Below are 22,832 nucleotides of genomic sequence, written 5' to 3'. Positions count from 1 at the left end.
TGGGTTTGATATAAATATCAAACCGCCCTACACATATTTGGTTTGTCGAAACAATGTTCAGTTTTCAAAGGTCTACCAGTTATCTGCTCTCACAGCTAACTTAATTATCATACCATACGAGTGATATAACGTCAACCAGAAGTTTGATTTAACAACGTTCCTGACTGATTTTCCATCGCTAAGCGACAGCTTTATTAGAATATCATTTCGTTGTCATCCTTGTCAATAACTAATTTCAATTAATCAATTGGTCTAGTTGGTGACTCGTCGTGACAACGTATATAACTATAACAACTCAGCTCCCACCCGTCAACTAAAATATGAAAGTATTCGAATCTTTTTTCAAAGCCATACCTTATAGTTGAAAGCAGTAATTATAGTTACCTGACGGCCGTGTGTTTCCTGTTTTTTATGATTACAGCGTTCGCCTTTTTTGAGCAACAAAAAGGCGTGAACGACTTAATCAGTCATTCACGCCAACAAAACTAACCTAATTAGTAACACGAACCAGGAAGTACCGCTTCTTTCCCCGACGAACAATCACGAATTTTCCATCGAACGCACTCGTTGGATCGATATCCACGTCCGTTGCTGTAACTTTTTCACCATTGATCCGAATCGCCCCATTGGTCAGGTCTTCACGCGCTTGACGCCGAGATGATTCAATCTTAGTGTCGTCAACCAACCATTCTACAATGTTCTTCTGGTCAGCATTAACGGTAACTGATGGCATCTTCTTGAAACCTTGTTCAATTTCACTAGCCGTTAAATCAGCCACATCCCCGGAAAACAAAGCCTTCGTGATGTGTTGGGCCTCAACAACGGTATCCTTACCGTGAACAAACTCGGTCACTTCTTCTGCCAAGCGAATCTGCGCCTCACGCTTCTCAGGATGGTCAGCCACCGTAGCTTCAAGATGCTTGATTTCATCCTCATCTAAGAATGTGAAGTACTTCAGGAACTTGACGACATCCCGATCATCCGTGTTGATCCAGAACTGGTAGAACTCGTATGGTGAGGTCTTTTCTGGGTCTAACCAGATGTTACCGCCCTCGGATTTACCAAACTTAGTCCCATCGGCCTTTAATAATAACGGAATGGTTAACCCGTACGCCCGTGCATCCGCACCATGTTGCTTGTGGATCAAATCGATCCCGGCGGTGATATTCCCCCACTGGTCAGCCCCACCAATTTGCAGTTGAACATCTTCCGCCTCAAACAGGTGGAGGAAGTCAATGGATTGCAGAATTTGGTACGTGAATTCCGTGTATGAAATCCCAACTTCCAGCCGTGACGCAACGACTTCCTTGTTTAACATGTTATTCACGTTAAACAGCTTCCCGTAATCTCGCAAGAAGTCTAATAGAGAAATCTTAGATAACCAGTCGTAGTTGTTCACAATCTTGAACGACCCGTCTTGCCCAAAGAGATGTTCCATCTGATGAGTCAGGCAGTCCTGGTTATGCCGGACTTGGTCCATCGTCTGTAGAACACGTTCGGCCTTCTTACCGGAAGGATCACCAATTGACCCCGTTGCCCCACCGATAACAATGTAAGGACGGTGACCAGCCAACTGGAACCGTTTCAGGATCATGAATGGAATCAAGTGACCAATATGCATGGAATCCCCTGTTGGGTCAATCCCTGCATACAAGCCAACGGCCTTTTCATTAACTAACTTACCCAGGCCGTCTTCATCGGTCTGCTGATTCACGGCGCCACGCCACTTTAACTCATCAATAATTGACATATACGTTCCTCCTAGATTGTGCTCAACAATAAAAAAAGTCCCTAATGGCCAATGCCATCAGGGACGAATTAAAATCCGCGTTACCACCCAAGTTGTTGTCGATCGACAACCGCTCGTCATCTTTAACGGAATGACCCGCCGAATTAACGGCCGCTCCACAGCGTAATTCATCAAGACGGATGGCCTAACTTCCAGCACCGTTAGGTCTCTTCACCAGAGCCGCCTTCACTACTCAACTGATTCTTCGCTTATGCAATTGATGATACCGGGAGTCTCGACAAAAGTCAATACACCGCGCTAAAACAGGCCGCGAATACTTTCCCAGACAATCTGACAGTTCAGAATCGTCAAGACCACCGTACACGTCCAAGCCGAAATCGTTACCCAGGGCTTATTGACCCAACGTTCACCCATAATTTTCTTAGACGATGTGAACACCGTCAGTGGAATCATGGAGAAAGGCAGGGCAATGGATAGGAAGACTTGCGAATTCACCAACAAGTTATCCAAGGCGGTCTCATCCCCACCGAACCAAATGGTCACGATGATCACGGGGGCAACCGCAATCAACCGCGTCAATAACCGACGGACCCACAACGGCACTTTCAGGTTAATAAACCCTTCCATGGTAATCTGTCCCGTCAGCGTTCCCGTGATGGTCGAGTTTTGACCCGACGCCAAGAGGGCAACTGCAAACAGCGTTGATAATAGTGGCGAAGCAACCGCACCGGCCAATTTGTTATCTTGCAGGGCCGCGTACAAGTTCCCAAAGGTTCCCAATTGATCGGCGCCTTTGCCAAAGAACATGGCCGCTCCCAAGAGTAAAAGTAGACAGTTAATCACGAATGCCCCAAATAACTGGATGTTAGAGTCCCACGTGGTGAACTTAACGGCCCGTGCCATTTCACTGGGATCTTCCCGATTGAACTTTCGGGTTTGTGAGATCGATGAATGGAGGTACAGGTTATGTGGCATAACCGTCGCCCCAACAATCCCCAAGGCCATCGTCAATTGGCCGGAATGCATAATTTCGGTCCGTGGCACAAAGTTCGCTACTGCGGCCCCCATATCAGGCTGCGCAATAATAACCTCATAGGCAAAGACCACCAAGATCACTGCAATCAAACAAATAACAATGGCTTCAATTTTTCGGAAGCCCAATTTCGTTAACAATAATAGAAGTAAGACATCAAAAACAGTCAGGGACACACCGATGATCAGTGGCACACCGAACAGTAATTGCAAGGCAATGGCGCCCCCAATGACTTCGGCGATATCCGTCGCCATAATCGCCAATTCGGTGACGACCCATAGAACCGCCCCAATTCGCTTGGTCGTATGTGCTCGGGTAGCCTGAGCCAAGTCCATCTGCGTCACAATGCCCAGTTTAGCCGCCATGTATTGAAGTAACATCGCGATTAAACTCGAAATCAAGATCACAGACATCAATAGGTAGCCGTATTTAGCCCCACCACCGATTGACGTTACCCAGTTACCCGGATCCATATAACCCACGGCAACCAATGCCCCTGGCCCAGAAAAGGCCATCAGGTTCTTCCAGAAACCCTTTTCCTTCGGAATCGTAACCGTCCCATTGATCTCTTCCAATGACGGTCCGTTTGCGGAGCCCATCAGGTCACGCGGCTTCGTTGAAACGTTGTCTGTCATAATTTCCATTCCTCTTTTCTCTAAGGTATCCCACCATTATACCGATGGGCCGGCAATTGTAAAGCGTTTTTTAATGTCCCCTAACATTTAACCAGTCCAACCCCATAATTATTTTAATCGCGAAATGGCCTCAACTGGCGGGCCATGCCACTCGGCCGTCATTAAAGAATTCATACTAAAAATCATCAAATTAAAAAAGCTAACCCGCCGGTTAGCTTTTTTGCTCAAAATTCAAACGGATGCGAGTCTCAATTGACTCAATGTACTCGTCAAAATATCTGGCAATTTCTCCGTAATTAATGCCAATTTATTGGCCCCTAACGCCGTCACTTCTAAATATCGTCGACGACGGTCCTGCTCCGCCACTTGTTGTCTCAGGTAACCCCGTTTGCACAAATCAACCACCATATTCGATGTCCGCGTGGCTGAAAATCCTAGCTTCTGGGCAACCTGAGCAACCGTCAGGCGATCCGCTGCCACATAGCCTAACATTTGGCACTGCGGTAAATTCAGATCCAACTCACCCAGTGGCTGATTGTAGCACTGCGTCACCAAGCTATAAATATTGGTTAACTGCTGTAACTGGCCCGTCTCAATCAAAACCGGTCGCTCCCCTCGTTAGCAGAATTGTATCCGTTTTCATTGTAGCACTTACCAGCAAACTCCGCTGGTAAATTCCGCCTACGACTGGCCAAACGGGCCTTGAGAACGATTATGAAAGTCGAGGGCGAACAGGGATAGTTCATGGTGCCGCAAAGTTCGAATCAGACGATCGAGATTCGACCCATAACTAAGCTCCTTAATCCAATGGAAGGTTTCGATGCCTTGCCGCTTCGCAAAGTCGACTGCGAGTGGATCGGTCCCATAAATAACCAAGTAGTTATCGCGATGGGTCGGATCAACAATGGTTTGCGCCGTCAACAGGCTCAGGTGAACCACACCACTCAATAGCCGATTAAAAATGTCGGTGGTCACGCCAATCATTTCATAGGTCACCAGGATCTCGACCTTGGCGGCCGTTAACGTCAGGCCGTTCGTGTACTTGCTCAGATAGCGTTGAACCAAGCGCAGGTCATTCTGCCCAACCTGCTGTGGATAGAGGCGGGCAATGTTGGTCGCAATCGCTAAGGCGGCAGCCTTTGACTCCGCAGTTGGCTGGTAAAGCGCCGTGATTTCCGGACGAAGCAACGGATCGACGCGGTAGAGTAACATGAATTGGCATAACGAGAATAGCCAATTAGCGAACCAGTCACGACCGGTCGCATAATCACTTAACGCCGCCAGCTCTGGCGCCATTTGATAATCCCCTCGGCGTTGCTTCAGGCCCTGATACAGTCGTTGCATGGCTTGTGGCTGAAGGGCCCGCACAAAGTATGGCGAGCTCGTTAACAAATAGTCTAACGTGGCCAACTCCGCCAAGGCCTCCTGTGGCGTGTCGCCCAACTCGGTTTGGAAAACACCGGCCAATTCTCTTAGGTCCGTCAAATGGCCTAAAGGTAACCGGAGTGGTGGGAAACGATGCCCATGTAGCAACCGAACCAAAGCAATTCCGATCAAGAGCGAGCGACGTTGTTGCAGGCTCGCCGAGTCTTGATAAAACTTAGCAGCCGTGTAGGTATCGGCAATCGTCGTTTTCAACTTGGCCAAGTCCTTGGGCAAGGTTGGCAGCTCGGACGCCGGGGTCAACGTAGTCGTGAAGAAGGTAAAGTAGATCAATTGAATCAGGGATTCATCCCCCTTAATTCGCAAGGGACTCACCGTCAGTTGTAAGTTGTATTGGGCCAATTGGGCCTTCATGGGCCGCAACCGCCGATTGAACGTCGATAGGCTAATCTCGTGTTCCTGGCAAAATTCCGCCGTTTGTGAATAGGACTCCTCCAGGGTCGCCATCACGACTTGGTAAGGGACACTCTGTACGTAGAGCCAATGGCGATAATCATCCAAGTTCACCGTCGTCTGCATATGGTCCTTGGTCAAAACGGTTTGACTATCAAGCACCAACAAATCTGTTCTTAAATTCAACAAAACATGATAGGCCCGTGAATAACTAACATCGGCCTCCGTTGCAAAGTCGGTCAGGTTAAACTCCCCCTGCTGATCATCAATGAACGTCAGCAATTGGACTCGCAGTAGTTCCTTACTCGTCAACATTGCAAAGTCTATTTTCAATAGAATCCTCTCCTTGATTGGATAGCAAAGGCCCCTAAGCCTGGCTCGCGCCATAGACTTAGGGGCCCGGAGATTTCTCGTCGCTATCCGTCGTTAATCAATACTGGTTACGGTGACGCCTTGAGCATCAAACTCGGCCAGAGTTTCTTTTAGAATAATTCGGGGATCGTCATAGCGGATTCCCGGCAGGAGGCTACTAATGTAATTACCTGTCAGTTGACCATCACTCACTTCTGGAGAAACTCGAACATCTTGACCTTGGTCCGTCGACAGCGTCACACTTTGGCCCGCCGTTAATCGGTCCACCAATGGTAAGATTGGCATTTCTTGCATCATTCCGATCACCCTCCTAATCTAACCTTCACCTGTTATTCTACCACGCCCACCTGAGAAGCACCGCCCCCACGCCTGACAAAATAGCGCTTGATATAAATAGTTTTATTAAAGGTTAGGTTTTCACCACATTTGAATCCCGGCACCATCTAGCTTACAGAATCATGCTATTCTAGAAGTCTAGTTAGTTAACCTGGTTTACAACAATTTTTGGGGGAGAAAATTTAATGATATGGTTTACTAATCTGAGTACGGCCTTTGTGGTCGGCTATCCCATCTTCGTTTCGATTATTTGGATTTCTGGCTGCCTTTTCTCGGCAATGCTCCGGCGGCACCATCCCCGGCCAATGCTATCAGCGCATCAGGAACCCTTCGTCTCGATTTTGGTACCCGCCCACAACGAAACCGACACTTTACGTGAGGCCGTCCAATCTTTAGCTGGCCTAGATTACCAGCGATACGAAATCATCTTAATCGACGACTGCAGTGATGACCGGACGTTGGCCCTCATGTACGACCTACAAGTCGAGTGGCAATCGTCTTTAACCATCAAGGTCGTGGGGTTACCAGTCAACCAGGGCAAGGCCAACGCTCTGAATCAGGGCTTAGCCGTTGCTACCGGTGCCTACCTAATCGCCATCGATGCCGACTCACTATTAGCGCCCGATGCGGTCACCCACTTAATGTCGACCTTGGTCAGTAATCCGCGTTATGGCGCGGTCACCGGCAAACCGGTTGTCCGTAACCGGTCTAACCTGTTGGGCCGGCTCCAACTTTTAGAATATGTGGGCGTGATCGACCTGATTAAACAGGCTCAAGCCTACCTAACTGGAAATATCACCACGGTTTCTGGCGTCATTGTTGCCTTTCGGCGGACCGCACTCACGGAAGTTGGTGGGTGGAATCCGGCCGTCATGACCGAGGATATTGATATCACTTGGCGCCTCTATCGGCACGGATGGCGGGTGGCGTATGATCCCAGAGCCATCTGCTGGATCCTCGTGCCCGAGCGACTAATCGGCTTGATTAAGCAACGACAACGCTGGTCCCGTGGTGGGTTAGAGGTTCTTGTCACTAATTGGCGCGGCTTTTATCAAAATCCACTGGGACAACGTTTCCTGTTATTGGAAACCGTCGTCAGCAATTTGTGGGCCGTCATGACGGCCTTCAGCATCTTGGCCTACACCATCAAGCTGTTGTTCCTGCATGGCCTGGCACTGGATGGGAACCTGTTGATCGTTCTCTTAACCCTCAGTGGCATCCAATTTGTCATTGGGTTCTGGTCTTCACAAACGACTGCACAACTGGCCGGGTCCGAACTCTTGCTGGTCCCAGTCTATGTGCTGTACTACTGGATGGTCAATCTGATCAGCTGTCTCTCGGCTATTGGGTCTTACATCATTGACCCACAACGTCGCGGAACCTGGCGTAGTCCGGATCGGGGGATCTAACATGCAGAAGAAATCATTTAAACCAATTGTCCGGCATCAAACCAGCCAGCGGAGTCGGCTTGGTCGGGGAATCATTCTGGTTGGCCTCTGGACCTTTGTGGTCGCCGTTTTGCTCGCCAACGTCTCCTTTAGTCTAGGCTGGTACAGTGACACCCTCGTTAGCTTGTATCTGCTACTCAACCTAAGGCTTCACGCCAACGATCACCTGTTGGTCCTGATTGGCCTATTACTCATCTTAGTTCCCAGCTATTGTGGCTGGCGCTGGATTCAACTCACAAAGGAGCATCGACTATGACCTCTCGTTCACGCCGATGGCTGCTAATCGGTCTAATCGTAGCCCTGGTCTTCGGGCTGGGCTGGACCTTTCAGCGACAAGCCGTTCAGCAACAACAGGCCAAGGAAAGCTACGCCCTGCCAACTAAATTTAAGCAACTTAAGAATGGTATCATGGTCTTTTGTTACCATCGGATTCTAGAAAATTCTTGGTCGACTCAGACGGCCAAGCACCTATCGAACAACTCACAATTACACGAGTTTAATGTCCCGGCAAATCAATTCGAAGCGCAAATGGCCTATCTCGTTAAGCACCACGTTAAGGTCATCTCCGCTGACACCATGACCAAGATGGTCAGGCAGAAGACGCCCATTAAGGGGAAGTATGTCGTCTTAACCTTTGATGATATTGACCGGACTGTCATCGACCATGCCGTGCCCATCATGCGTAAGTATCACCTGCCCTTTACGGCATTTGTGATTACTGGTAACACGGGCATGTACCGCGAAGGTAGCCAGATGGCTAGTTGGTCCCAAATTAACGCTGCTCGGTCACGTGATCCCCAGATGACGCTGGGACTCCACACGCATGACCTGCATCATCTAAATGCCCAGCTTCAACCGGTCTTCATGCAACCACATGCGCTGCCAAGGTTTAAACAGGACTATCACCAGTCTGTCCAGGAACTGCTGTACCACACCGGGGTCCAGGCGAATTCATTCGCCTTCCCGTATGGTGGTGGCACGACCGCCATCAACCAGTTTCTGAGCGAGCAAGCCTTATCCTGGGTCGCGACATTAGACTCCGGTATCGTCACCAACGAAACCGATCTCAACGCGACCCCGCGACTGATTATCAATCAAGAGAGCTGGCCATCCATGAGCCATTGGTTAACGCATTAATTAAAAAGAGTCGCCGTTATTTCACAGATTCAATCTGAATCCGAAAACAACGGCGGCTCTTTTAACTTGTTTACTCTTTAACGGCGCGAGTCCCGGCTGTGGGTACCAACCAGCGCATCGCCAATCCATAAATAACGGCGGTCAAGGCCATGGCAATAAAGGTGGCACCCGTCGTGTTGGCGATCATCGAAATCTGTTTCAACCCCCAGTAGGCCACAACACCGAGAAGCCAACTGGTCACGGCGACCCAATTGATCCCCCGCGTGTACCAGTAGTCCCCCCGAACCTTGGTAAACTCACTCAATTTATACTGGCGTCGATGCAGCCAGAAGTAATCCACCAGGAAGATGGCAATCTCGGGTCCCAGAAACATCCCAATGCCATCCAAGAAGGTTTCGAAAACGTCTAGGAAGCTAGCCAGATAGACTGGAATAAAAGTCACCGCCGTGGCCGCGATGGTCACAATCCAAAGACTCACATTTAAGGATAGACGATGGGTCATGTTAGTCAACGCCGAACCTGCCGACATAAGGTTAACGGCATTCGCCGTGGTACTGGTCAACACAATGACCAGTAAAGCAATGATGCCCAGGCCCAGCTTGGCGGCAATCGTGCTGGGATCGGAATTATTAGGGTCAAAATGATTCAGCGTCACGGCCGTGCCAATCGTTGCGAACAAGCCAATGAAGGCAAACCAGAACAACCCGAAGTTAGCCCCCGCAAACGAGGCCGTTGTGGCCGCTGACTTCTTCGCCGTAAAGCGACTAAAGTCGGATGCTGCCGTTACCCAAGCCAGATTAAAGGCGGCCAGGGTATCCGCAGCCACGCCCGAAGACATCCGCAAGTTCTGCGGCGGTTGCCACTGCCAAATCTGGTGGAAGGAAACGGTCCGAAAGACCACAATGGATTCCCATAGAACAAAGATAACCACCAGAATAATGCCGACCCGCTCAATCAACCGGACCGATCGTTCACCGACAGAGATACTCAACAAGTGCAAGACACTCATAATGAGGATACCGACAATCAGGCCAAAGGTGCCGCCCGGCTTGCCATACAGTGGCCAACCGAACAATTCGCCAAAAATATAGCTGATAGAGGTCGCGGCAATAAACGTGTTAACCGCGGCCCACCCGATGAACTGAACCAAGTTAATCACCGAAGGAATGAAGCTCCCACGGAGACCAAACGAGGCTCGGGTCAACGCCATGGCCGGTAGTCCCGTCCGATAACCCATGTAACTGGCCACCGCTAATAACGCGTAGGAAATAATCCCCACAATCACCAGGGTTGTTGAGGCCGTCACCAAGCCACAAGCCGCAATCACCCCACCAATGTACCAAGTCCCGTTGTTGGCATTTGCGCCAATCCAAGTGGCAAACATATCCCAATTTGACATCCGGCGCTGCGATAACGGAATCGATTCGACCTTGCCAAATTCCTTCTCCGCCGGTTGACCAGTCGCTTTGACACTCTGAGCCATGCCCTCATCCTTCTCTCAATGCGATTTATTTACAGAACTTCACCATTAAACTCGTTGGCAGGTAAGTCGTTAAAGTCATACGTTTCAAGTGTCTTGACGTCTTGGGTGTACCAGTGAACACTCTCGGAAATCATCAGATTGACGCGTTCCGTCTTTTCCTGTACGGCGATGATCGGTTTGTGACTCATCGTGGCCACGCCAAGTTCATACGCCGTCCCGGAATCAACATTGGCGGCTTCAAAGTCGAGCACCGTCACAATCAGACTGGCAGCCGCAATCTGAGTCATATCCCGTTCGTAAATTTCCTTTGCCCATGGCTTGGTGAACTGATCGTTAGCCGTTTCCTGATTCAAGCGGGGCGAGTAAAAATCAACGACCGTTGGATTGGCTGTCAAGGCGGCCTCAACGCGTTGGACACGATCGACCTGTTCATCACTGAAGAACGGACTTGCAATATAAATCTGAGCCATAATCGAAAAACTCCTTTAATTAACTAGTATTTAACCCCCTGGACCCGCAAAAAAAGCGGCCCCATCCCGTTTGGATGCAGGCCGCTAGATCCATCCCACGGGATGGACTTGCTATCGAACCTTTATTAGCCTCACGGGACCAATTTGAAAGGGTGTCTTTGAACTTATTCGGTATTATACGGACTTCAAGATCTGCCGTCAATCCCACGTAACGTGGGAGCAGCCGACGTTAATCGGTTAACCTGCCGACAAAATAGCTTTTAAAAAAAATCATATAAATTGCGGTTTGTTTGTTTATGATTAAATTGCTAAACTGGACCTAAATTAACCTTGTCCTGCTAGAACTGTCTTAACGAAAGGAGCCGCCATGGCCAATCCCAAGCTTTTCCAGATGCCATTCAGCAAGATATATGGCCTCTACCAGCAGAAGATTACCAAGAAGCAACGTTCAACTGACGATCTAGACGCGATCATCATGTGGCTGACCGGTTATAACCCCACCGAGCTGAATCGCCAATTAGCGGAACCCGTGACCTTGGCGGAATTCTTCGACCAGGCCCCGACAATCAATCCCAATGTGACCCTCATCACCGGCACAATTTGTGGTGTTCGGGTCGAAACGATCGCCGACCCCCTGATGCAACGCACCCGCTATCTCGACAAACTTGTGGATGAACTCGCTAAGGGACGACCGCTGGTCAAAATCTTACGACACTAAATAAAGAAGGTCCGGCCAATCGGCCGGACCTTCTTTATTGTCATCACGCTCATTCCCCAACGATCGTGACGCTCCCCTTTGGCAACAAGCGGCTTCCCCAAGCCGTCATCACCGTTTCATGTGATGCGTTTCAATCCTACTCTCTAGCCGAATGCCGTTGTTGATACTGATGCCATTTTTCACCCAATTTTGGCCGCCATAGCCAAGCATAGCCGAATACCACTGTGAAGATAAAGGTAATAGCGATGGTGATTGGCAACCCGTTGACCGCCGCTAACCCGGTCAGGTAGGCCACAAAGACGATGTAGACCGGAACCCGTAGCTTGGGGAACAACAGATATTCGCCATTATGTTCGAGTGACAGGCGTTGGAACAACCAGGATCCCCAGACAATCAGAATAGCCGTGGCCAGGAACATCAAGACAAATCCCAAGACTAGGGTTTGCCCTTCAGATAAATGCCAAAACTTATTGTTGACCAATTTAAGATAAATTGGCAAAGTGCCGAACGAAGACAGGGTAAACCCAGCCGCCGTGACCAACAAGGACGCCGTCTGACCAACGATTAGCGCCGCAAACCAGGTAATGGCGAAGAATAGCCAGGATATCAACAGGCCCCCCAACCAGGAGGTTAACACCCCGGCCCAGGCCAAATGAAACCCAATGCCACTAGGTAACATCACAGCGGCAACGCCATACTGAACGGCAATCCCAGCCACGGTTGTGACTAGCAAGAAGCCCTGCGCCAAGAAGTATTTGGTCCAATATACCCGGCGGCGCGAATAGCCACTGGTGAATAGGAACTGGTTGAAGTTATCCTTCAAATCGCGATTCATCAGTAACAACCCAACCAACCAGTAAATAAAGATTAGAATATTCGAATAGGCATTGAAGTAATCACCACTATACATTTCCCAACGTTGAATCGAATCCCCCACTAGCTCAAGGACATCAGTGGACCTTAAATTGCTAACGGTCATCCCCGTCATTATGCCGATTGCCAACAACGTGAAGCCAAAGGCAAACCACAGGGTGTTTCGCTGACGACGCCAGATTAATTTAACTAAGTTATTCATGTTTTCGCGTCCCCCTACTTCATCATTTGGTAGCCGGTGTCATGGGCTAGGTTAGCCCGGAAGAGGTCTTCCAAGGTTAATGGCAATTCTTCTAACAAGACTGGCTCTAATGCCCGTAATTGCCGATCAATCTCATCGGTATAATCGGTAATCACGACCACAAGCACCCGCCCAGAAACCCGAATCAGATGACTGTGTTCCTTCAAAACCGCTGGAATTTCGCGATCCTTCAGGACCAGCTGAAGCTTCTTGGCATGTTCCCGAACCTCTTCCAGGTTGTAATCTTGCGATAATCGGTTTTCCTTCAAAAGCAGTACCCGATCGCTCAGACCGTCCAGCTCATTCAGATCATGTGAGGAAATCAGGAATCCCTTTTTCTCCTCAGCAATCTCGTCAATCACCATCGTGGCAATGTTTTCCCGAACGATAACGTCCAATCCATCAAAGGGTTCATCCAAAATAATGTAGGTCGCATTCGACGTTAACGCCAAGATCAGGTTAACCAGAGCCCGCATCCCTTTGGACAACCGACGATACTGGTCGGCTTCCTTAAGCTCAAACTTCACGAGTAATGCTGCATAGCGTTCACGGTCAAAGTTAGGGTAAACCAGCTCGTACATGTCTGGCAGCTGACGCAGACGGTAATTATCCAGGAAGTTATATTGCGTATCGATGAAGAAGACCTGGCGTTGCTGTGCTGGGACCTTATGTAAATCAACCCCATCCACGGTCACCGTTCCGGTATCCGCCACGTAATGATTCATCATCGTCCGAAATAAGGTGGTCTTTCCGGCACCGTTCCGGCCAACCAAACCAATGATTTCGCCCGGTGCCCAATCAAAGCTGATCTGATCGATGATCGTCCGTCCATCAATTTCCTTTGCCAACTGCTTCACTTGTAATGTCACTTTTCTACCCCCTCATAGGCCGTTTTAATCCAACTCACCACATCATCCATTGGCACGCCAAGGTACCGGATTTCCGTGAGTAGTGTTAATAATTGCTTCTTAGTGGCCACAACCTGGGCATTATCACCCGGTGTGGTCGTGGCATCTGCCACGTAGGTCCCCCGTCCGTGAACGGTGGTAATCACGTGCTGGGATTCCAATTGCTTGTAGGCTTTACTGACCGTGTTGGGATTCAGCTGTTCCTGACGAGCCATTTCTCTGACCGACGGCAGCTTGTCGCCCGGTCGTAAAATTCCCTGCACAATCTGTTGTTTAACGCGTAGTACCAATTGCTCATAATAGGCCAATCCCGACGCATGGCTGACTTGCATGCTTCATCCCTCCCAGGTGTTTGCCTGTGTTCTGTGTGTACTATTATACCTAGTACACTGAAATTGACAACCCCTTTTACCAATTAAATTAGGCTAAATTTTGTGTAACCGTTCCCAAATCGACGGTTGTCAAGTAATAATTTTCTTGATAAGATCAACCATAGTAAACTCATTGCAGCATGAATTATTCAAGGGAGTGTTCTTTATTTTGAAACAACGAAAATGGAAAATTGGCTTGACGGTTCTTCTCGTCGTTTTGCTAATTGGCGGGTTGGGTGCCTATCACGAGCGCCATAACATTCGCCGCCTAATGTTGGTCCATCAACGATATCAACGAACCGATGTGCTCTCGACCAATCAGATTAAGGTGAACCTACGAGCGGGCGTCTCCACCAAGCATACTGCCACCACCAATCAACTCACCAAACAATACCGGTCGAATCTGCGGCGGCTGACACCAGGAATCGACCACGCCAAAACCATGATCAACCCCTATCGCACCAGTCCCCTCTCCGGGCTCATTCTAGTTAAGACCAACCAGGCGACCCGCGTAACGGTGACGGTTCCCGGCGACACGACGGCATCGACCATCACCCACCAAATCAAAGGCTATCGCCGGGCTCATAGCGTTGGGGTACTTGGGTTATACGCCGGGCGTACCAACCACGTCCGCTTGACCTTTACTCAAAAAAATGGACATCAGTCAACCTCTACATACGATCTAACCACGGCCGCCGCACCAAAGGCTATCGGCCACAATCAGCTCAAGACCAGTCATCCGCAACAAATGGCACTGGGTCAGGGGCATGCCCGACTCACCTTTGCCGTTAGCAGTCAGGGCATCACCTATGGCCTCGATGCCCGGGGCCGGATTCGTTGGTATAGCACCGCCAAGATTTCCCATGTGTTCAAGCGCCTCAGCAACGATCATTTGTTGGTCCTGACCAAAATCTCGCCTAACTCACACAAATACAATGCCTTACGCGAAACCGATTATTATGGCCGTGTGTATCGTCAGGTTAACTTTAGCGGTCTGTTTCCAACCAAACAAGATCCCCACAAACTGGCCACCAATACCGTCATCCATCACGATGCTATCGAGCTCCCTAATCATCATTTACTCCTAACGGTGGACGATGGTAGTAAGAAATTCGTTGAGGACACCATGATTGAATTGAATTTTCAGACCGGGAAAATTGTCAAAGTCATCGATCTCAAGCGTATTTTACCCAAGTCAGCTTATGAGGATTACACCGGCACAACCCGCCCGGATGGCAAGATCGATTGGTTCCATCAAAATTCCATGTACTACGACGCTAAGCGTGACGAGCTCATCGTTTCGGGACGAAATCAAGATATGATCTTCGCCATTAATTACCGAACAACCAAGATCAAATGGATCCTCGCCGCACCAGCGAAATTACCGAAATCGTATCGCCACTACCTGCTTAAGCCAACGACAAAGCATTATCAATATAACGGCGGCCAACATGCCGTAAGACTCATTCAAACGGCCACCCATCAGGGGCATCGGTTGGCCCTAGAATTTTACGACAACAACGTCCCCGTGACTCGTGGTCAGACGAAGCAGTCCAGACAATGGTCTGCCGGAACTATCGTAAACATTGACCAACTAAACCGCACGGTTACTAAGACCTGGAGCTTCGGGCAGTCGCTCGGCAAACGAAACTTCACGAATATTGTCGGCAGTAGCTACGCCGTCGGTAAGGGTAACACCCTGATTGGCTTTGGCTATGCCGATGCCGGTAAACGCAGTGAATTCGTTGAGGTTAACCGAAAGTCCAACCGCGTTGTTTTCGATGTTGATCGGTCGAAGTTCGCCCACGGTGATTGGAGTTACCGCGCCCAACGGATGACCCTCTATCCACAAAACAATCTACAGTTAACAGCCATTAAGTAGCGAAAAAACGCCGGACGGTTTTCACCGTCTAGCGTTTTTTTCTGGCTTTTAGGCCGCGACTTAATTGCTACTGCTATCGTTGCTTGGGGCATTGCCCGGCTTGCTAGGGCGTTTACCCGTCATTCCCTTGGGAGCATTCTTCAATTGCGACGTTTGTTGGGCCTTGGCTTGTTGCTGCCCCAACATATAGCCCGTTCCGCCACCACCGGCAAATAAAATAATGCCGACAACCAGCAGTCCCAACCAACGTTTTGGTCCACGAACAGGTTGCACGGTTTTCCACCGCCTTTCACTAGGGTCACCTTGATTAAGGTTGATTCCAGTATAATCGCCCTTGCTTAACGTGGACTAAACCAAAAAAGGATGAGCACTAGGCCCATCCTAATCATCAATTTAATAATCGTCATCATCATCGTTGCTGGTAAAGGTATCCGTCAACTTCGTATGGTCATCACCATCAATGTAAACGGAAACCGACTTGTCGTACTTAACGTCGGTAACGGTCACATCCACACTGGTTTCATCATCATAATCATCCGAAATTTTGGCGTAACCCATGTACTGATTGCCGCTCTTACTTTCAATCGTGACATCCGTACACTTCGCATCGAGATCAAATTGGTTCTGCACCACATCCGTCACGGGATCGACTGCATCGGTGGCCAACGACTTCTCCCGGCTCTGAACACGCGATTCACTGGCAGCCTTACTGCTACTCTTACGAGACACAGAGGCTTCTTCGGCCCGCTGCTTCGCTTCCTGTTGTTTCTGGAAGACAACTGACATGGTAATCACGATCACAACCGCCAAACCAATCACGGCGCCGATGATCACTAACCATTTATGCTGGGGTGATTCCGGGGTCTGTGGCGTTGGCGCCGGCGTCGTCACCGGTTCCGTGCTGTCAGCGTTATCTGTCGCGCCAGTGGCCTGAGCGTCGACCTGCGTCTTGAATTGATGCCCACAGTTCCGGCAAAAGGCTGCACCGACTGGGACTGAGGCCCCACAATTGGGACAAAATTTTTCTGCCATATTCTTTTTACCACCTTATGTATTGAGATGCCGCGATCAGCGAACATCTCGAGTTTTCCTGATTTCTTATGAATTGATCGCGACTAACCAACACCTAACGGGTCAGCCAACGTCGCCATCACCTAGTATGGACGGTCCTTAAACGACCAGAAACACGCCGTTATGAACGTTTAAAATATTCATCAATTATCATAGTTGATTATTTCATCTTTGACAACCTGCGTTTATTAACCGATTTTGCCTTAATGGGGTTCTAACCCACAAAAAAAGCACCAGCTGTCAGCGAGCGACGAGCACAGTGCTTCATCAACTAATTAATTATTTGGCGTCATATAAAGCGGCAACCTGATCCTGAACCTGGTCATGACCTAGGAATTCATCATAGGTCGTGTCGGCCCGATCGACAATTCCATTAGGCGTCACTTCAATAATCCGGTTCGCAATCGTTTGAATGAACTCGTGGTCATGGGAGGTAAACAAGATGCTTCCCTTGAAAGAAACCAACGCGTCGTTCAGGGCCGTGATAGATTCCAAATCCAAGTGATTGGTTGGATCATCTAGAACCAAAACGTTAGCCTTACTCAACATCATCTTAGATAACATTGCCCGGACCTTTTCGCCCCCGGACATGACGTCGACTTCACGGTTCACGTCGTCACCGGAGAACAGCATCTTCCCAAGGAACCCTCGTAAGAAGGTATTGTCACTCTCCTCTTTAGAAGCGAACTGACGTAACCAGTCGAGAACGCTCAATTCATTGTGAGCAAAGTAGTCGTTCACGTTACGTGGCAAATAAGTGGAGCTGGTGGTTTGACCCCAAGTGACCGTGCCACTGTCGGGTTCCATCTCGCCCGCAATGATTTGCATCAAAGTGGTCGTCGTCACATCGTTACGACTGATGAACGCCGTCTTCTCACCAGGACGAAGCGTGAAGCTCACGTCATTCAAAATGGTTGACCCATCAATGGTCTTCGACACGTGTTCCAACCGAACCAGGTCATTCCCCAATTCTCGTTCCGGCGTGAAGTTAATGTAAGGATACTTCCGTGAGGATGGCTTGATGTCATCCAACGTGATCTTCTCCAGTTGTTTCTTCCGCGAAGTGGCCTGCTTAGACTTGGAGGCGTTAGCACTGAATCTTGCCACGAATTCTTGTAACTGCTTGATCTGATCGGCCTTCTTAGCGTTAGCGTTGGCCTTCAATTGAGCAGCCAACTCGCTAGATTCCATCCAGAAGTCGTAGTTCCCAACAAACAGCGTAATCTTACCGAAGTCCACGTCACACATGTTCGTGCAGACCTGGTTCAAGAAATGCCGGTCATGGGAAACCACAATAACGGTATTTTCATAGTCGGCTAAGAAATTTTCTAGCCAGCTGATCGATTGCACATCAAGCCCGTTGGTTGGTTCGTCCAAAAGCAGAACATCGGGATGACCAAACAACGCTTGGCCTAAAAGGACTTTAACCTTTTGGGGTTCCGTTAATTCACTCATCAAGACGTTGTGTAAAGACTCGTCGATCCCCAGGGCCTGTAGCATTTGGCTGGCTTCGGATTCGGCTTCCCAACCGCCCATTTCGCCGAATTCACTTTCAAGTTCAGCGGCACGGATCCCATCGGCATCGCTAAAATCTGGCTTCAGATACAGCGCATTCTTTTCGGTCATGATGTCGTAAAGCTTCTGATGTCCACGAATCACGGTGTCCATGACGATTTCATCTTCAAAGGCAAAGTGATCTTGGTTCAGGCTGGACATCCGCTCGTTAGGACCCATGGATACCGTCCCCGTCGTTGGCTTGAGCTTACCCTCAATAATCTTGAGGAAGGTTGACTTACCGGCCCCATTGGCGCCGATGACCCCGTAACAATTACCCGGGGTGAACTTTAAATTAACGTCGTCGTAGAGTTTCCGATCGGAGAACTGCATACTGACATTGTTGACGGTTAACATGAACGATACCTCCTGTTTTTTTGCGTAAAAAACCAACGTGTCTGACTAACGGCGACGTTGGTTTCAACTCATATTCGTTATGACATGTTGGCATAGTTTACCATAAATAACAGGGTTAAGCAATGATCGCGCTAGCTCCAAGCCCGTTGCGCCGCATATCTTTCACGGTAAGTCTTCGGGGTCATTTGGAAGCGTTGCTTAAAGGTCACGAAGAAGTTTTTCTCCGTCCGAAAGCCCGTCTTCATCGCAATGTTTTGGACCGACTCATCCGACGTCATCAAGAGCTCTGCCGCTCGTTCCAGCCGAATCTGCCCCAGATAAGCCTTGGGTGAAATGCCCATGTAGTCCTTGAAGTATCGGGAAAAGTAGACACTGGAATAGTTTAAGCTTGCCGCTAAATCGGCAATAGATACGGCCGACCCGTAATTTTGTTGCAACTCGCCAACCGCCTGACGCAGCGGTTCCGGCAATGGTAATTGGTCGGTCGTCACCTGGCCATTCACCGTCAGATGCTTCAATAACTGACCAACCAGCTGGTACTCTGCTCCCAGGCTGGCCAGGTAATCGGCCCGGTCATCAGGATCCGTCACGGCATTTGTCGCCAAGGTATCGACATACTGACCAAGTTCCTGATAAGCCGGTAAACTCAAGTCAAGATCTAATGGCCCCCAGATTGGCAGTTGCTTATCGGCCACAACGTTCCGTAGCCAAGCGGCTGGCAATAACAGGGTGACAATCTGATTATCCTCATCCAAGAATGTCTCGTAGCTGTGGACCACTTCCGAATTGACCACATAGACATGGCGTTCCTGCATCTCAAAAGTTGAGTGCCCAATGTGTACCGTGCCAGGATGGCCGCGATACGGATAGGCCAACTCGACAGCCTGGTGCCAATGTGGTAAAACCAATTTTGGTCCACACGTCCCGTGCGCAATCACCCGTAGTGGTAGCGCCAAAGTAAAGTCTAATCGCTCGTGATATGGACGTGGCATCTGTTATCCCTCCCAATTCGATGTCTATGTAAGCGAATACATTTCGCTCAACCCCAAATAGACCAATTTCTGATTCCTTGTACCCACAGCGTACCACATCCATCTTGAAGATGGTTAAATTTAGTAATCCAATTACTATATTACTGGATTACCCATTTACCATTTACTCGGTACAATGAACTTGCAACATCAAGTTAGGCCATCTCGCTTGGGGGAGTGAGGTCATCCTGGCCGTTGCCCGCTGATTAGGAGCCGTAATCTTAGTCAGCGTTTCACTAAACAATCATCGTGGTCTTCGGTCGATTGGGGGAATCGGCCGTTGCAACACCCACTTTCAACTAACAATCGTTCTGCACTCGTCCGCCGCTTGGGGCTCCGGATGAGCGACACACGACCAGCAGAATAGTCCATGGCCATTGGAGCCTTGGGGGAGCAAAAAGACGTTCGGAATTGTCCGGACGTCTTTTTGTTAAGTTGCTTTTATTCCTCATTAATGACCGCCGACGGCGGTTAGGAGCTGCGTCCTATGGGGCCCGCCGGGAGCCACAGACCGGTCTCCCAGCTCGCCTTCAAGCCGTCCAAGAAACGGACAGCTCGAAGGTCGGCCCGTGCTGTAAGGCCGGTAAGCCCACCGTCCTAACACCACTTTCACAGGACTCCGCTCCTAACCGCCTTTGGCTCCAATCCAGCATTGTGAAACAACCGTCCGTCACCAGCCATGCCGGAACGTTATGATGATAACTTAACTAACCATTTCTAAAAGAGCGACCCGAATCTAGTAAGAACCACGACTAAAGAGTCAAGCACGCCTACCACTCGGTCATTGGCTAACAACATGGCCATCATCTTTTCTCAGTAATACTTATCGTATTGCCAAATGCTGGCTAATCGCCTAACCTCAACCAATCAAACACCGGTTGTGTGAATGCAACGGTCGATTCCAAGCCGAAGGCGGCCAGACAGAACCCCGTGTAAAGGGCCTTAGCTGGGTGATATTCCTAGCTTAGGCCCTTGGCCAATCTTTGAACCACACGATTTTAGTGCGGTTCAAAGTTGCCCTGAAGACCGCCTCTCCGGCTTCAGGTCTGCCACATGGGGTGGCGTCTGGCCGCCTTCGGCGACCCAATATAAGATTAAAAACCGGATTATTCCACTCGCTGTGGTTTAGCCTGGTCTGGTTGTTTTAACATGAACGCCATCAGGTAAGAGATAACCAAGAAGACGGCCACTACCAGGTATGGGTAGTGGGTATTCATATCAAGAAGCATCCCCGACATGATGGGTCCAACAATGTTACCAACACTCGTCAACGACATGTTGAGCCCGTTGATGAGCCCTTGGTTGGATTCACTCGCCTTGGTCAACAGCGTGGTAATCGCCGGCTGCAAGAGGTCAAACGCTGAGAAGATGATCAGTGTCGCAATCATAACTTCCAATTTGGAATGAGCCTGAGTTATCCAGATGACTGCAACGGCGCCCAAGAAGAAGCATGCGCGAATGACCCGCCGTTCACCGAACCGGTTCACAAACGTATCAAACAGGGCAACCTGAAGGAATAATGAAATTAAACCATTCAGTGTTAAGACCATCGCAATGTTGCTCAAACTAAAATGGAAAACCTCATTAACATAGATACTATAAATGCTTTCGAATCCTTGAAGACCAAACGACGAAACTAAAATCATCGTAAAGAGAATAATAATGGGAACCGTCCAGAATGCCCGACTCATTGGATGGGCCGTCGGTGTGGTGGACTCGGTTGTTTCCGTCACCGTGTCCCGCGTCTCGGCATCGCTTGGTAAGAGGCTTGCCAAGACAATGGCACTGAGCAGGCCCAAGGCACCGGCCACCCAGAATGGGGTCTTGTAACTAATTCCGGCCAAAATGCCCCCGATGCCGGGTCCTAAGATTAGGCCCCCACTAAAGGCGGCCGAGAGCCAGCCAATGACCCGTGCCCGCTGATGCTTCGTCGTAATATCTGACGCCAAGGCCATGGCAGTCGGCACCACCATTGCGGCGGAAAGACCACCAATTAGCCGTGAAATGTTGAAAACCCATAACTGGTTGGTCAGGGCGAAAAGTACCTCTGACACCATGTATAGAACCAGTCCGGTGGTCAGGACTGGCTTCCGACCAATTTTATCGGAGAGCCGGCCCACCAGGGGTGACGCCACGAACTGAGCAAAAGCGAACAGCGAGTTCATGATCCCCATATCCGTTGCGGTTAAATGAAGTTGATTCTTGATAAATGGCATTACCGGTATAACTAAACTAATTCCCAAGCAGACTAGAAATTCACTGAATATTAAGATAAAAATGGCCCGTTTCGTTTTTTTCGTCACGATGGCTCACCCCTTCTCATAAATTTTTTTGAACAATATTATGAGTGTACCAATATTCAGGCTAGAATGTCTAATCATATGCTTATCTATTAATGGGCAACATCGCTTACAACTTCTGGGCCCAGCGTTGATAATCGCTAGCAAAGAAACTGTCCTTAGCATAGACCAACGCCAGATCATGAATCACCGTTCCGGCCGCCAACGGCAATTCATGCAACCGCCCATCGGCCAATTCATCGGCGACAACCGACCGATAAACAAAGCTCACCCCAACATTTCGCAGTAACAATTGGCGAATTGCCGCGGGGTTGTTCACGGTGATGACCTGTTTAAAGTCCGCCAGATCCACGTTGGCCGCCTGAGCCAGACTAATCAAAATGTCGCGACTTCCTGAACCCAGTTCACGAATCAATAATGGCTGGTCAATCAAGTCTCGCCAAGAGACCATCGTTTGTCCGACGAGGTCACTTGTGCTCGCCACCACCCCAACAAAGGGTTCCTGGCGCACAACCCGGTAATCGTAACGTTGCTTATCAAAGTTACCCTCGATGAGGGCAAAGTCACTGGTTCCTTGATCGATGGCGGTTAGCGCCGTCCGCGTATTCGTCACCTGACAGTTAATCTGCCTGAGGGCCGTCGCCGCCTGAATAGTTTGAATCAACCGCGGCGCCAGAAACTCACTTAGAGACAATGTGGTGCTAAAGGTTAAGGACTGCCGCCCCTGCGGCGTCCGTAGCCCCGTCACCAATTTATCGGCCTCAACTTGAACCCGCTGCACAAATGCCGCCAGTTCGGTTCCCGCCGAGGTAACGGTCAAATGAGGGCGTTGATAGCTGACCAATTGTACATCAAGCTCAGCTTCCAAGCTTTTAATCTGCTGGGTCACGGCCGGCTGAGTGATGTAAAGCCTGTGGGCCGTCTGGGTATAGGATAGGGTCTGTGATAACACCAGGAACGTCTGATAACGAGCATCAAGCATAATCGGATCTCCTTCATAAGTCATATTTATAACGTTATTAAATA

Annotated in this window: 21 protein-coding genes and 1 other annotated feature; of the genes, 5 read left to right on the top strand and 16 right to left on the bottom strand. The window is 49.4% G+C overall.

The features are described from left to right. Positions 1–490: 490 nt before the first annotated feature. From tyrS to EKM96_RS01530, 5 genes are all read right to left on the bottom strand, one after another. A complete protein-coding gene (gene tyrS, locus EKM96_RS01550) occupies positions 491–1,750 on the bottom strand; it encodes a tyrosine--tRNA ligase (RefSeq protein WP_125638782.1) in 1,260 nt (419 codons plus the stop codon). A gap of 56 nt (positions 1,751–1,806) precedes the next feature. Next, positions 1,807–2,004 (bottom strand) — a binding site (T-box leader). A 43-nt stretch (positions 2,005–2,047) separates the two neighbouring features. After that, a complete protein-coding gene (locus EKM96_RS01545; protein ID WP_125638823.1) occupies positions 2,048–3,418 on the bottom strand; it encodes an Nramp family divalent metal transporter in 1,371 nt (456 codons plus the stop codon). 231 nt (positions 3,419–3,649) lie between these two features. Then, on the bottom strand, positions 3,650–4,018 hold the full coding sequence (locus EKM96_RS01540) for a MarR family winged helix-turn-helix transcriptional regulator (RefSeq protein ID WP_125638779.1): 369 nt from the start codon (positions 4,016–4,018) through the stop codon (positions 3,650–3,652). Positions 4,019–4,099: 81 nt separating this feature from the next. Further along, the gene (locus EKM96_RS01535; protein ID WP_125638776.1) at positions 4,100–5,587 is read right to left on the bottom strand and encodes a helix-turn-helix domain-containing protein; all 1,488 of its coding nucleotides are present in this window, start codon (positions 5,585–5,587) and stop codon (positions 4,100–4,102) included. A gap of 93 nt (positions 5,588–5,680) precedes the next feature. After that, entirely contained in the window at positions 5,681–5,923 is a 243-nt protein-coding gene (locus tag EKM96_RS01530) for a hypothetical protein (protein ID WP_125638773.1), read from the bottom strand. Between the two features lie 224 nt (positions 5,924–6,147). Here EKM96_RS01530 and EKM96_RS01525 point away from each other — a divergent pair, with 224 nt between their 5' ends. Genes EKM96_RS01525 through EKM96_RS01515 form a run of 3 tightly spaced genes read left to right on the top strand, consistent with a single transcriptional unit; the run spans position 6,148 to position 8,547 of the window. After that, entirely contained in the window at positions 6,148–7,371 is a 1,224-nt protein-coding gene (locus tag EKM96_RS01525) for a glycosyltransferase (RefSeq protein WP_125638770.1), read from the top strand. Between the two features lies 1 nt (position 7,372). Further along, positions 7,373–7,666 carry a hypothetical protein gene (locus EKM96_RS01520; RefSeq protein WP_125638767.1) on the top strand — a complete coding sequence of 98 codons (294 nt, stop codon included), beginning with the start codon at positions 7,373–7,375 and terminating at the stop codon, positions 7,664–7,666. Continuing rightward, positions 7,663–8,547 (top strand): polysaccharide deacetylase family protein, encoded by an 885-nt coding sequence (locus EKM96_RS01515; RefSeq protein ID WP_125638764.1) that lies wholly within the window; start codon positions 7,663–7,665, stop codon positions 8,545–8,547. Before EKM96_RS01520 ends, EKM96_RS01515 begins: the two co-directional genes overlap by 4 nt. 70 nt (positions 8,548–8,617) lie before the next feature. Here EKM96_RS01515 and EKM96_RS01510 read toward each other — a convergent pair whose 3' ends face one another. Next, the gene (locus EKM96_RS01510) at positions 8,618–10,030 is read right to left on the bottom strand and encodes a cytosine permease (protein ID WP_125638761.1); all 1,413 of its coding nucleotides are present in this window, start codon (positions 10,028–10,030) and stop codon (positions 8,618–8,620) included. Positions 10,031–10,059: 29 nt separating this feature from the next. After that, positions 10,060–10,500: a nucleoside 2-deoxyribosyltransferase gene (locus tag EKM96_RS01505; RefSeq protein ID WP_125638758.1), complete on the bottom strand. Its 441-nt coding sequence runs from the start codon at positions 10,498–10,500 to the stop codon at positions 10,060–10,062. 367 nt (positions 10,501–10,867) lie between these two features. On the opposite strand from EKM96_RS01505, the gene EKM96_RS01500 reads away from it, so the two are divergent. Further along, entirely contained in the window at positions 10,868–11,218 is a 351-nt protein-coding gene (locus EKM96_RS01500; protein ID WP_125638755.1) for a DUF2200 domain-containing protein, read from the top strand. Between the two features lie 136 nt (positions 11,219–11,354). Here the strand turns inward: EKM96_RS01500 and EKM96_RS01495 are convergent, their stop codons facing one another. Genes EKM96_RS01495 through EKM96_RS01485 form a run of 3 tightly spaced genes read right to left on the bottom strand, consistent with a single transcriptional unit; the run spans position 11,355 to position 13,572 of the window. Then, the gene (locus EKM96_RS01495) at positions 11,355–12,293 is read right to left on the bottom strand and encodes an ABC-2 transporter permease (RefSeq protein WP_125638752.1); all 939 of its coding nucleotides are present in this window, start codon (positions 12,291–12,293) and stop codon (positions 11,355–11,357) included. A gap of 14 nt (positions 12,294–12,307) precedes the next feature. Then, positions 12,308–13,201: an ATP-binding cassette domain-containing protein gene (locus EKM96_RS01490; protein ID WP_125638749.1), complete on the bottom strand. Its 894-nt coding sequence runs from the start codon at positions 13,199–13,201 to the stop codon at positions 12,308–12,310. Next, positions 13,198–13,572 carry a GntR family transcriptional regulator gene (locus tag EKM96_RS01485; protein WP_125638746.1) on the bottom strand — a complete coding sequence of 125 codons (375 nt, stop codon included), beginning with the start codon at positions 13,570–13,572 and terminating at the stop codon, positions 13,198–13,200. Before EKM96_RS01485 ends, EKM96_RS01490 begins: the two co-directional genes overlap by 4 nt. A gap of 208 nt (positions 13,573–13,780) precedes the next feature. On the opposite strand from EKM96_RS01485, the gene EKM96_RS01480 reads away from it, so the two are divergent. Then, complete coding sequence (locus EKM96_RS01480; protein ID WP_125638743.1) at positions 13,781–15,493, top strand: aryl-sulfate sulfotransferase; 1,713 nt, start codon at positions 13,781–13,783, stop codon at positions 15,491–15,493. A 60-nt stretch (positions 15,494–15,553) separates the two neighbouring features. On the opposite strand, the gene EKM96_RS01475 is transcribed toward EKM96_RS01480, so the two are convergent. The 6 genes from EKM96_RS01475 to EKM96_RS01450 form a co-directional block, all read right to left on the bottom strand. Next, positions 15,554–15,766 (bottom strand): hypothetical protein, encoded by a 213-nt coding sequence (locus EKM96_RS01475; protein WP_125638739.1) that lies wholly within the window; start codon positions 15,764–15,766, stop codon positions 15,554–15,556. A gap of 120 nt (positions 15,767–15,886) precedes the next feature. Beyond that, the gene (locus tag EKM96_RS01470; protein ID WP_125638736.1) at positions 15,887–16,525 is read right to left on the bottom strand and encodes a zinc ribbon domain-containing protein; all 639 of its coding nucleotides are present in this window, start codon (positions 16,523–16,525) and stop codon (positions 15,887–15,889) included. A gap of 318 nt (positions 16,526–16,843) precedes the next feature. Continuing rightward, positions 16,844–18,475 carry an ABC-F family ATP-binding cassette domain-containing protein gene (locus EKM96_RS01465; protein ID WP_125638733.1) on the bottom strand — a complete coding sequence of 544 codons (1,632 nt, stop codon included), beginning with the start codon at positions 18,473–18,475 and terminating at the stop codon, positions 16,844–16,846. A gap of 131 nt (positions 18,476–18,606) precedes the next feature. Next, complete coding sequence (locus tag EKM96_RS01460) at positions 18,607–19,467, bottom strand: helix-turn-helix transcriptional regulator (RefSeq protein WP_125638730.1); 861 nt, start codon at positions 19,465–19,467, stop codon at positions 18,607–18,609. A gap of 1,145 nt (positions 19,468–20,612) precedes the next feature. Then, entirely contained in the window at positions 20,613–21,809 is a 1,197-nt protein-coding gene (locus tag EKM96_RS01455; RefSeq protein ID WP_125638727.1) for an MFS transporter, read from the bottom strand. 106 nt (positions 21,810–21,915) lie between these two features. After that, positions 21,916–22,788 (bottom strand): LysR family transcriptional regulator, encoded by an 873-nt coding sequence (locus tag EKM96_RS01450; RefSeq protein ID WP_125638724.1) that lies wholly within the window; start codon positions 22,786–22,788, stop codon positions 21,916–21,918. Positions 22,789–22,832: the final 44 nt, after the last annotated feature.

The sequence above is a fragment of the Levilactobacillus tangyuanensis genome (genome assembly GCF_003946545.1).
Classification (GTDB): Bacteria; Bacillota; Bacilli; order Lactobacillales; family Lactobacillaceae; genus Levilactobacillus; species Levilactobacillus tangyuanensis.
This window is presented reverse-complemented; position numbering and strand designations above follow the sequence as displayed.

Excerpts from the sequence above, each read along its gene's own strand:
- EKM96_RS01505 (WP_125638758.1), bottom strand. The coding sequence starts at position 10,500 with ATGGCTCAGATTTATATTGCAAGTCCGTTCTTCAGTGATGAACAGGTC.
- EKM96_RS01515 (WP_125638764.1), top strand. The coding sequence starts at position 7,663 with ATGACCTCTCGTTCACGCCGATGGCTGCTAATCGGTCTAATCGTAGCC.
- EKM96_RS01460 (WP_125638730.1), bottom strand. The coding sequence starts at position 19,467 with ATGCCACGTCCATATCACGAGCGATTAGACTTTACTTTGGCGCTACCA.
- EKM96_RS01485 (WP_125638746.1), bottom strand. The coding sequence starts at position 13,572 with ATGCAAGTCAGCCATGCGTCGGGATTGGCCTATTATGAGCAATTGGTA.
- EKM96_RS01470 (WP_125638736.1), bottom strand. The coding sequence starts at position 16,525 with ATGGCAGAAAAATTTTGTCCCAATTGTGGGGCCTCAGTCCCAGTCGGT.
- EKM96_RS01495 (WP_125638752.1), bottom strand. The coding sequence starts at position 12,293 with ATGAATAACTTAGTTAAATTAATCTGGCGTCGTCAGCGAAACACCCTG.
- EKM96_RS01525 (WP_125638770.1), top strand. The coding sequence starts at position 6,148 with ATGATATGGTTTACTAATCTGAGTACGGCCTTTGTGGTCGGCTATCCC.
- EKM96_RS01530 (WP_125638773.1), bottom strand. The coding sequence starts at position 5,923 with ATGATGCAAGAAATGCCAATCTTACCATTGGTGGACCGATTAACGGCG.
- EKM96_RS01465 (WP_125638733.1), bottom strand. The coding sequence starts at position 18,475 with ATGTTAACCGTCAACAATGTCAGTATGCAGTTCTCCGATCGGAAACTC.
- EKM96_RS01450 (WP_125638724.1), bottom strand. The coding sequence starts at position 22,788 with ATGCTTGATGCTCGTTATCAGACGTTCCTGGTGTTATCACAGACCCTA.
- EKM96_RS01545 (WP_125638823.1), bottom strand. The coding sequence starts at position 3,418 with ATGACAGACAACGTTTCAACGAAGCCGCGTGACCTGATGGGCTCCGCA.
- tyrS (WP_125638782.1), bottom strand. The coding sequence starts at position 1,750 with ATGTCAATTATTGATGAGTTAAAGTGGCGTGGCGCCGTGAATCAGCAG.
- EKM96_RS01520 (WP_125638767.1), top strand. The coding sequence starts at position 7,373 with ATGCAGAAGAAATCATTTAAACCAATTGTCCGGCATCAAACCAGCCAG.
- EKM96_RS01500 (WP_125638755.1), top strand. The coding sequence starts at position 10,868 with ATGGCCAATCCCAAGCTTTTCCAGATGCCATTCAGCAAGATATATGGC.
- EKM96_RS01510 (WP_125638761.1), bottom strand. The coding sequence starts at position 10,030 with ATGGCTCAGAGTGTCAAAGCGACTGGTCAACCGGCGGAGAAGGAATTT.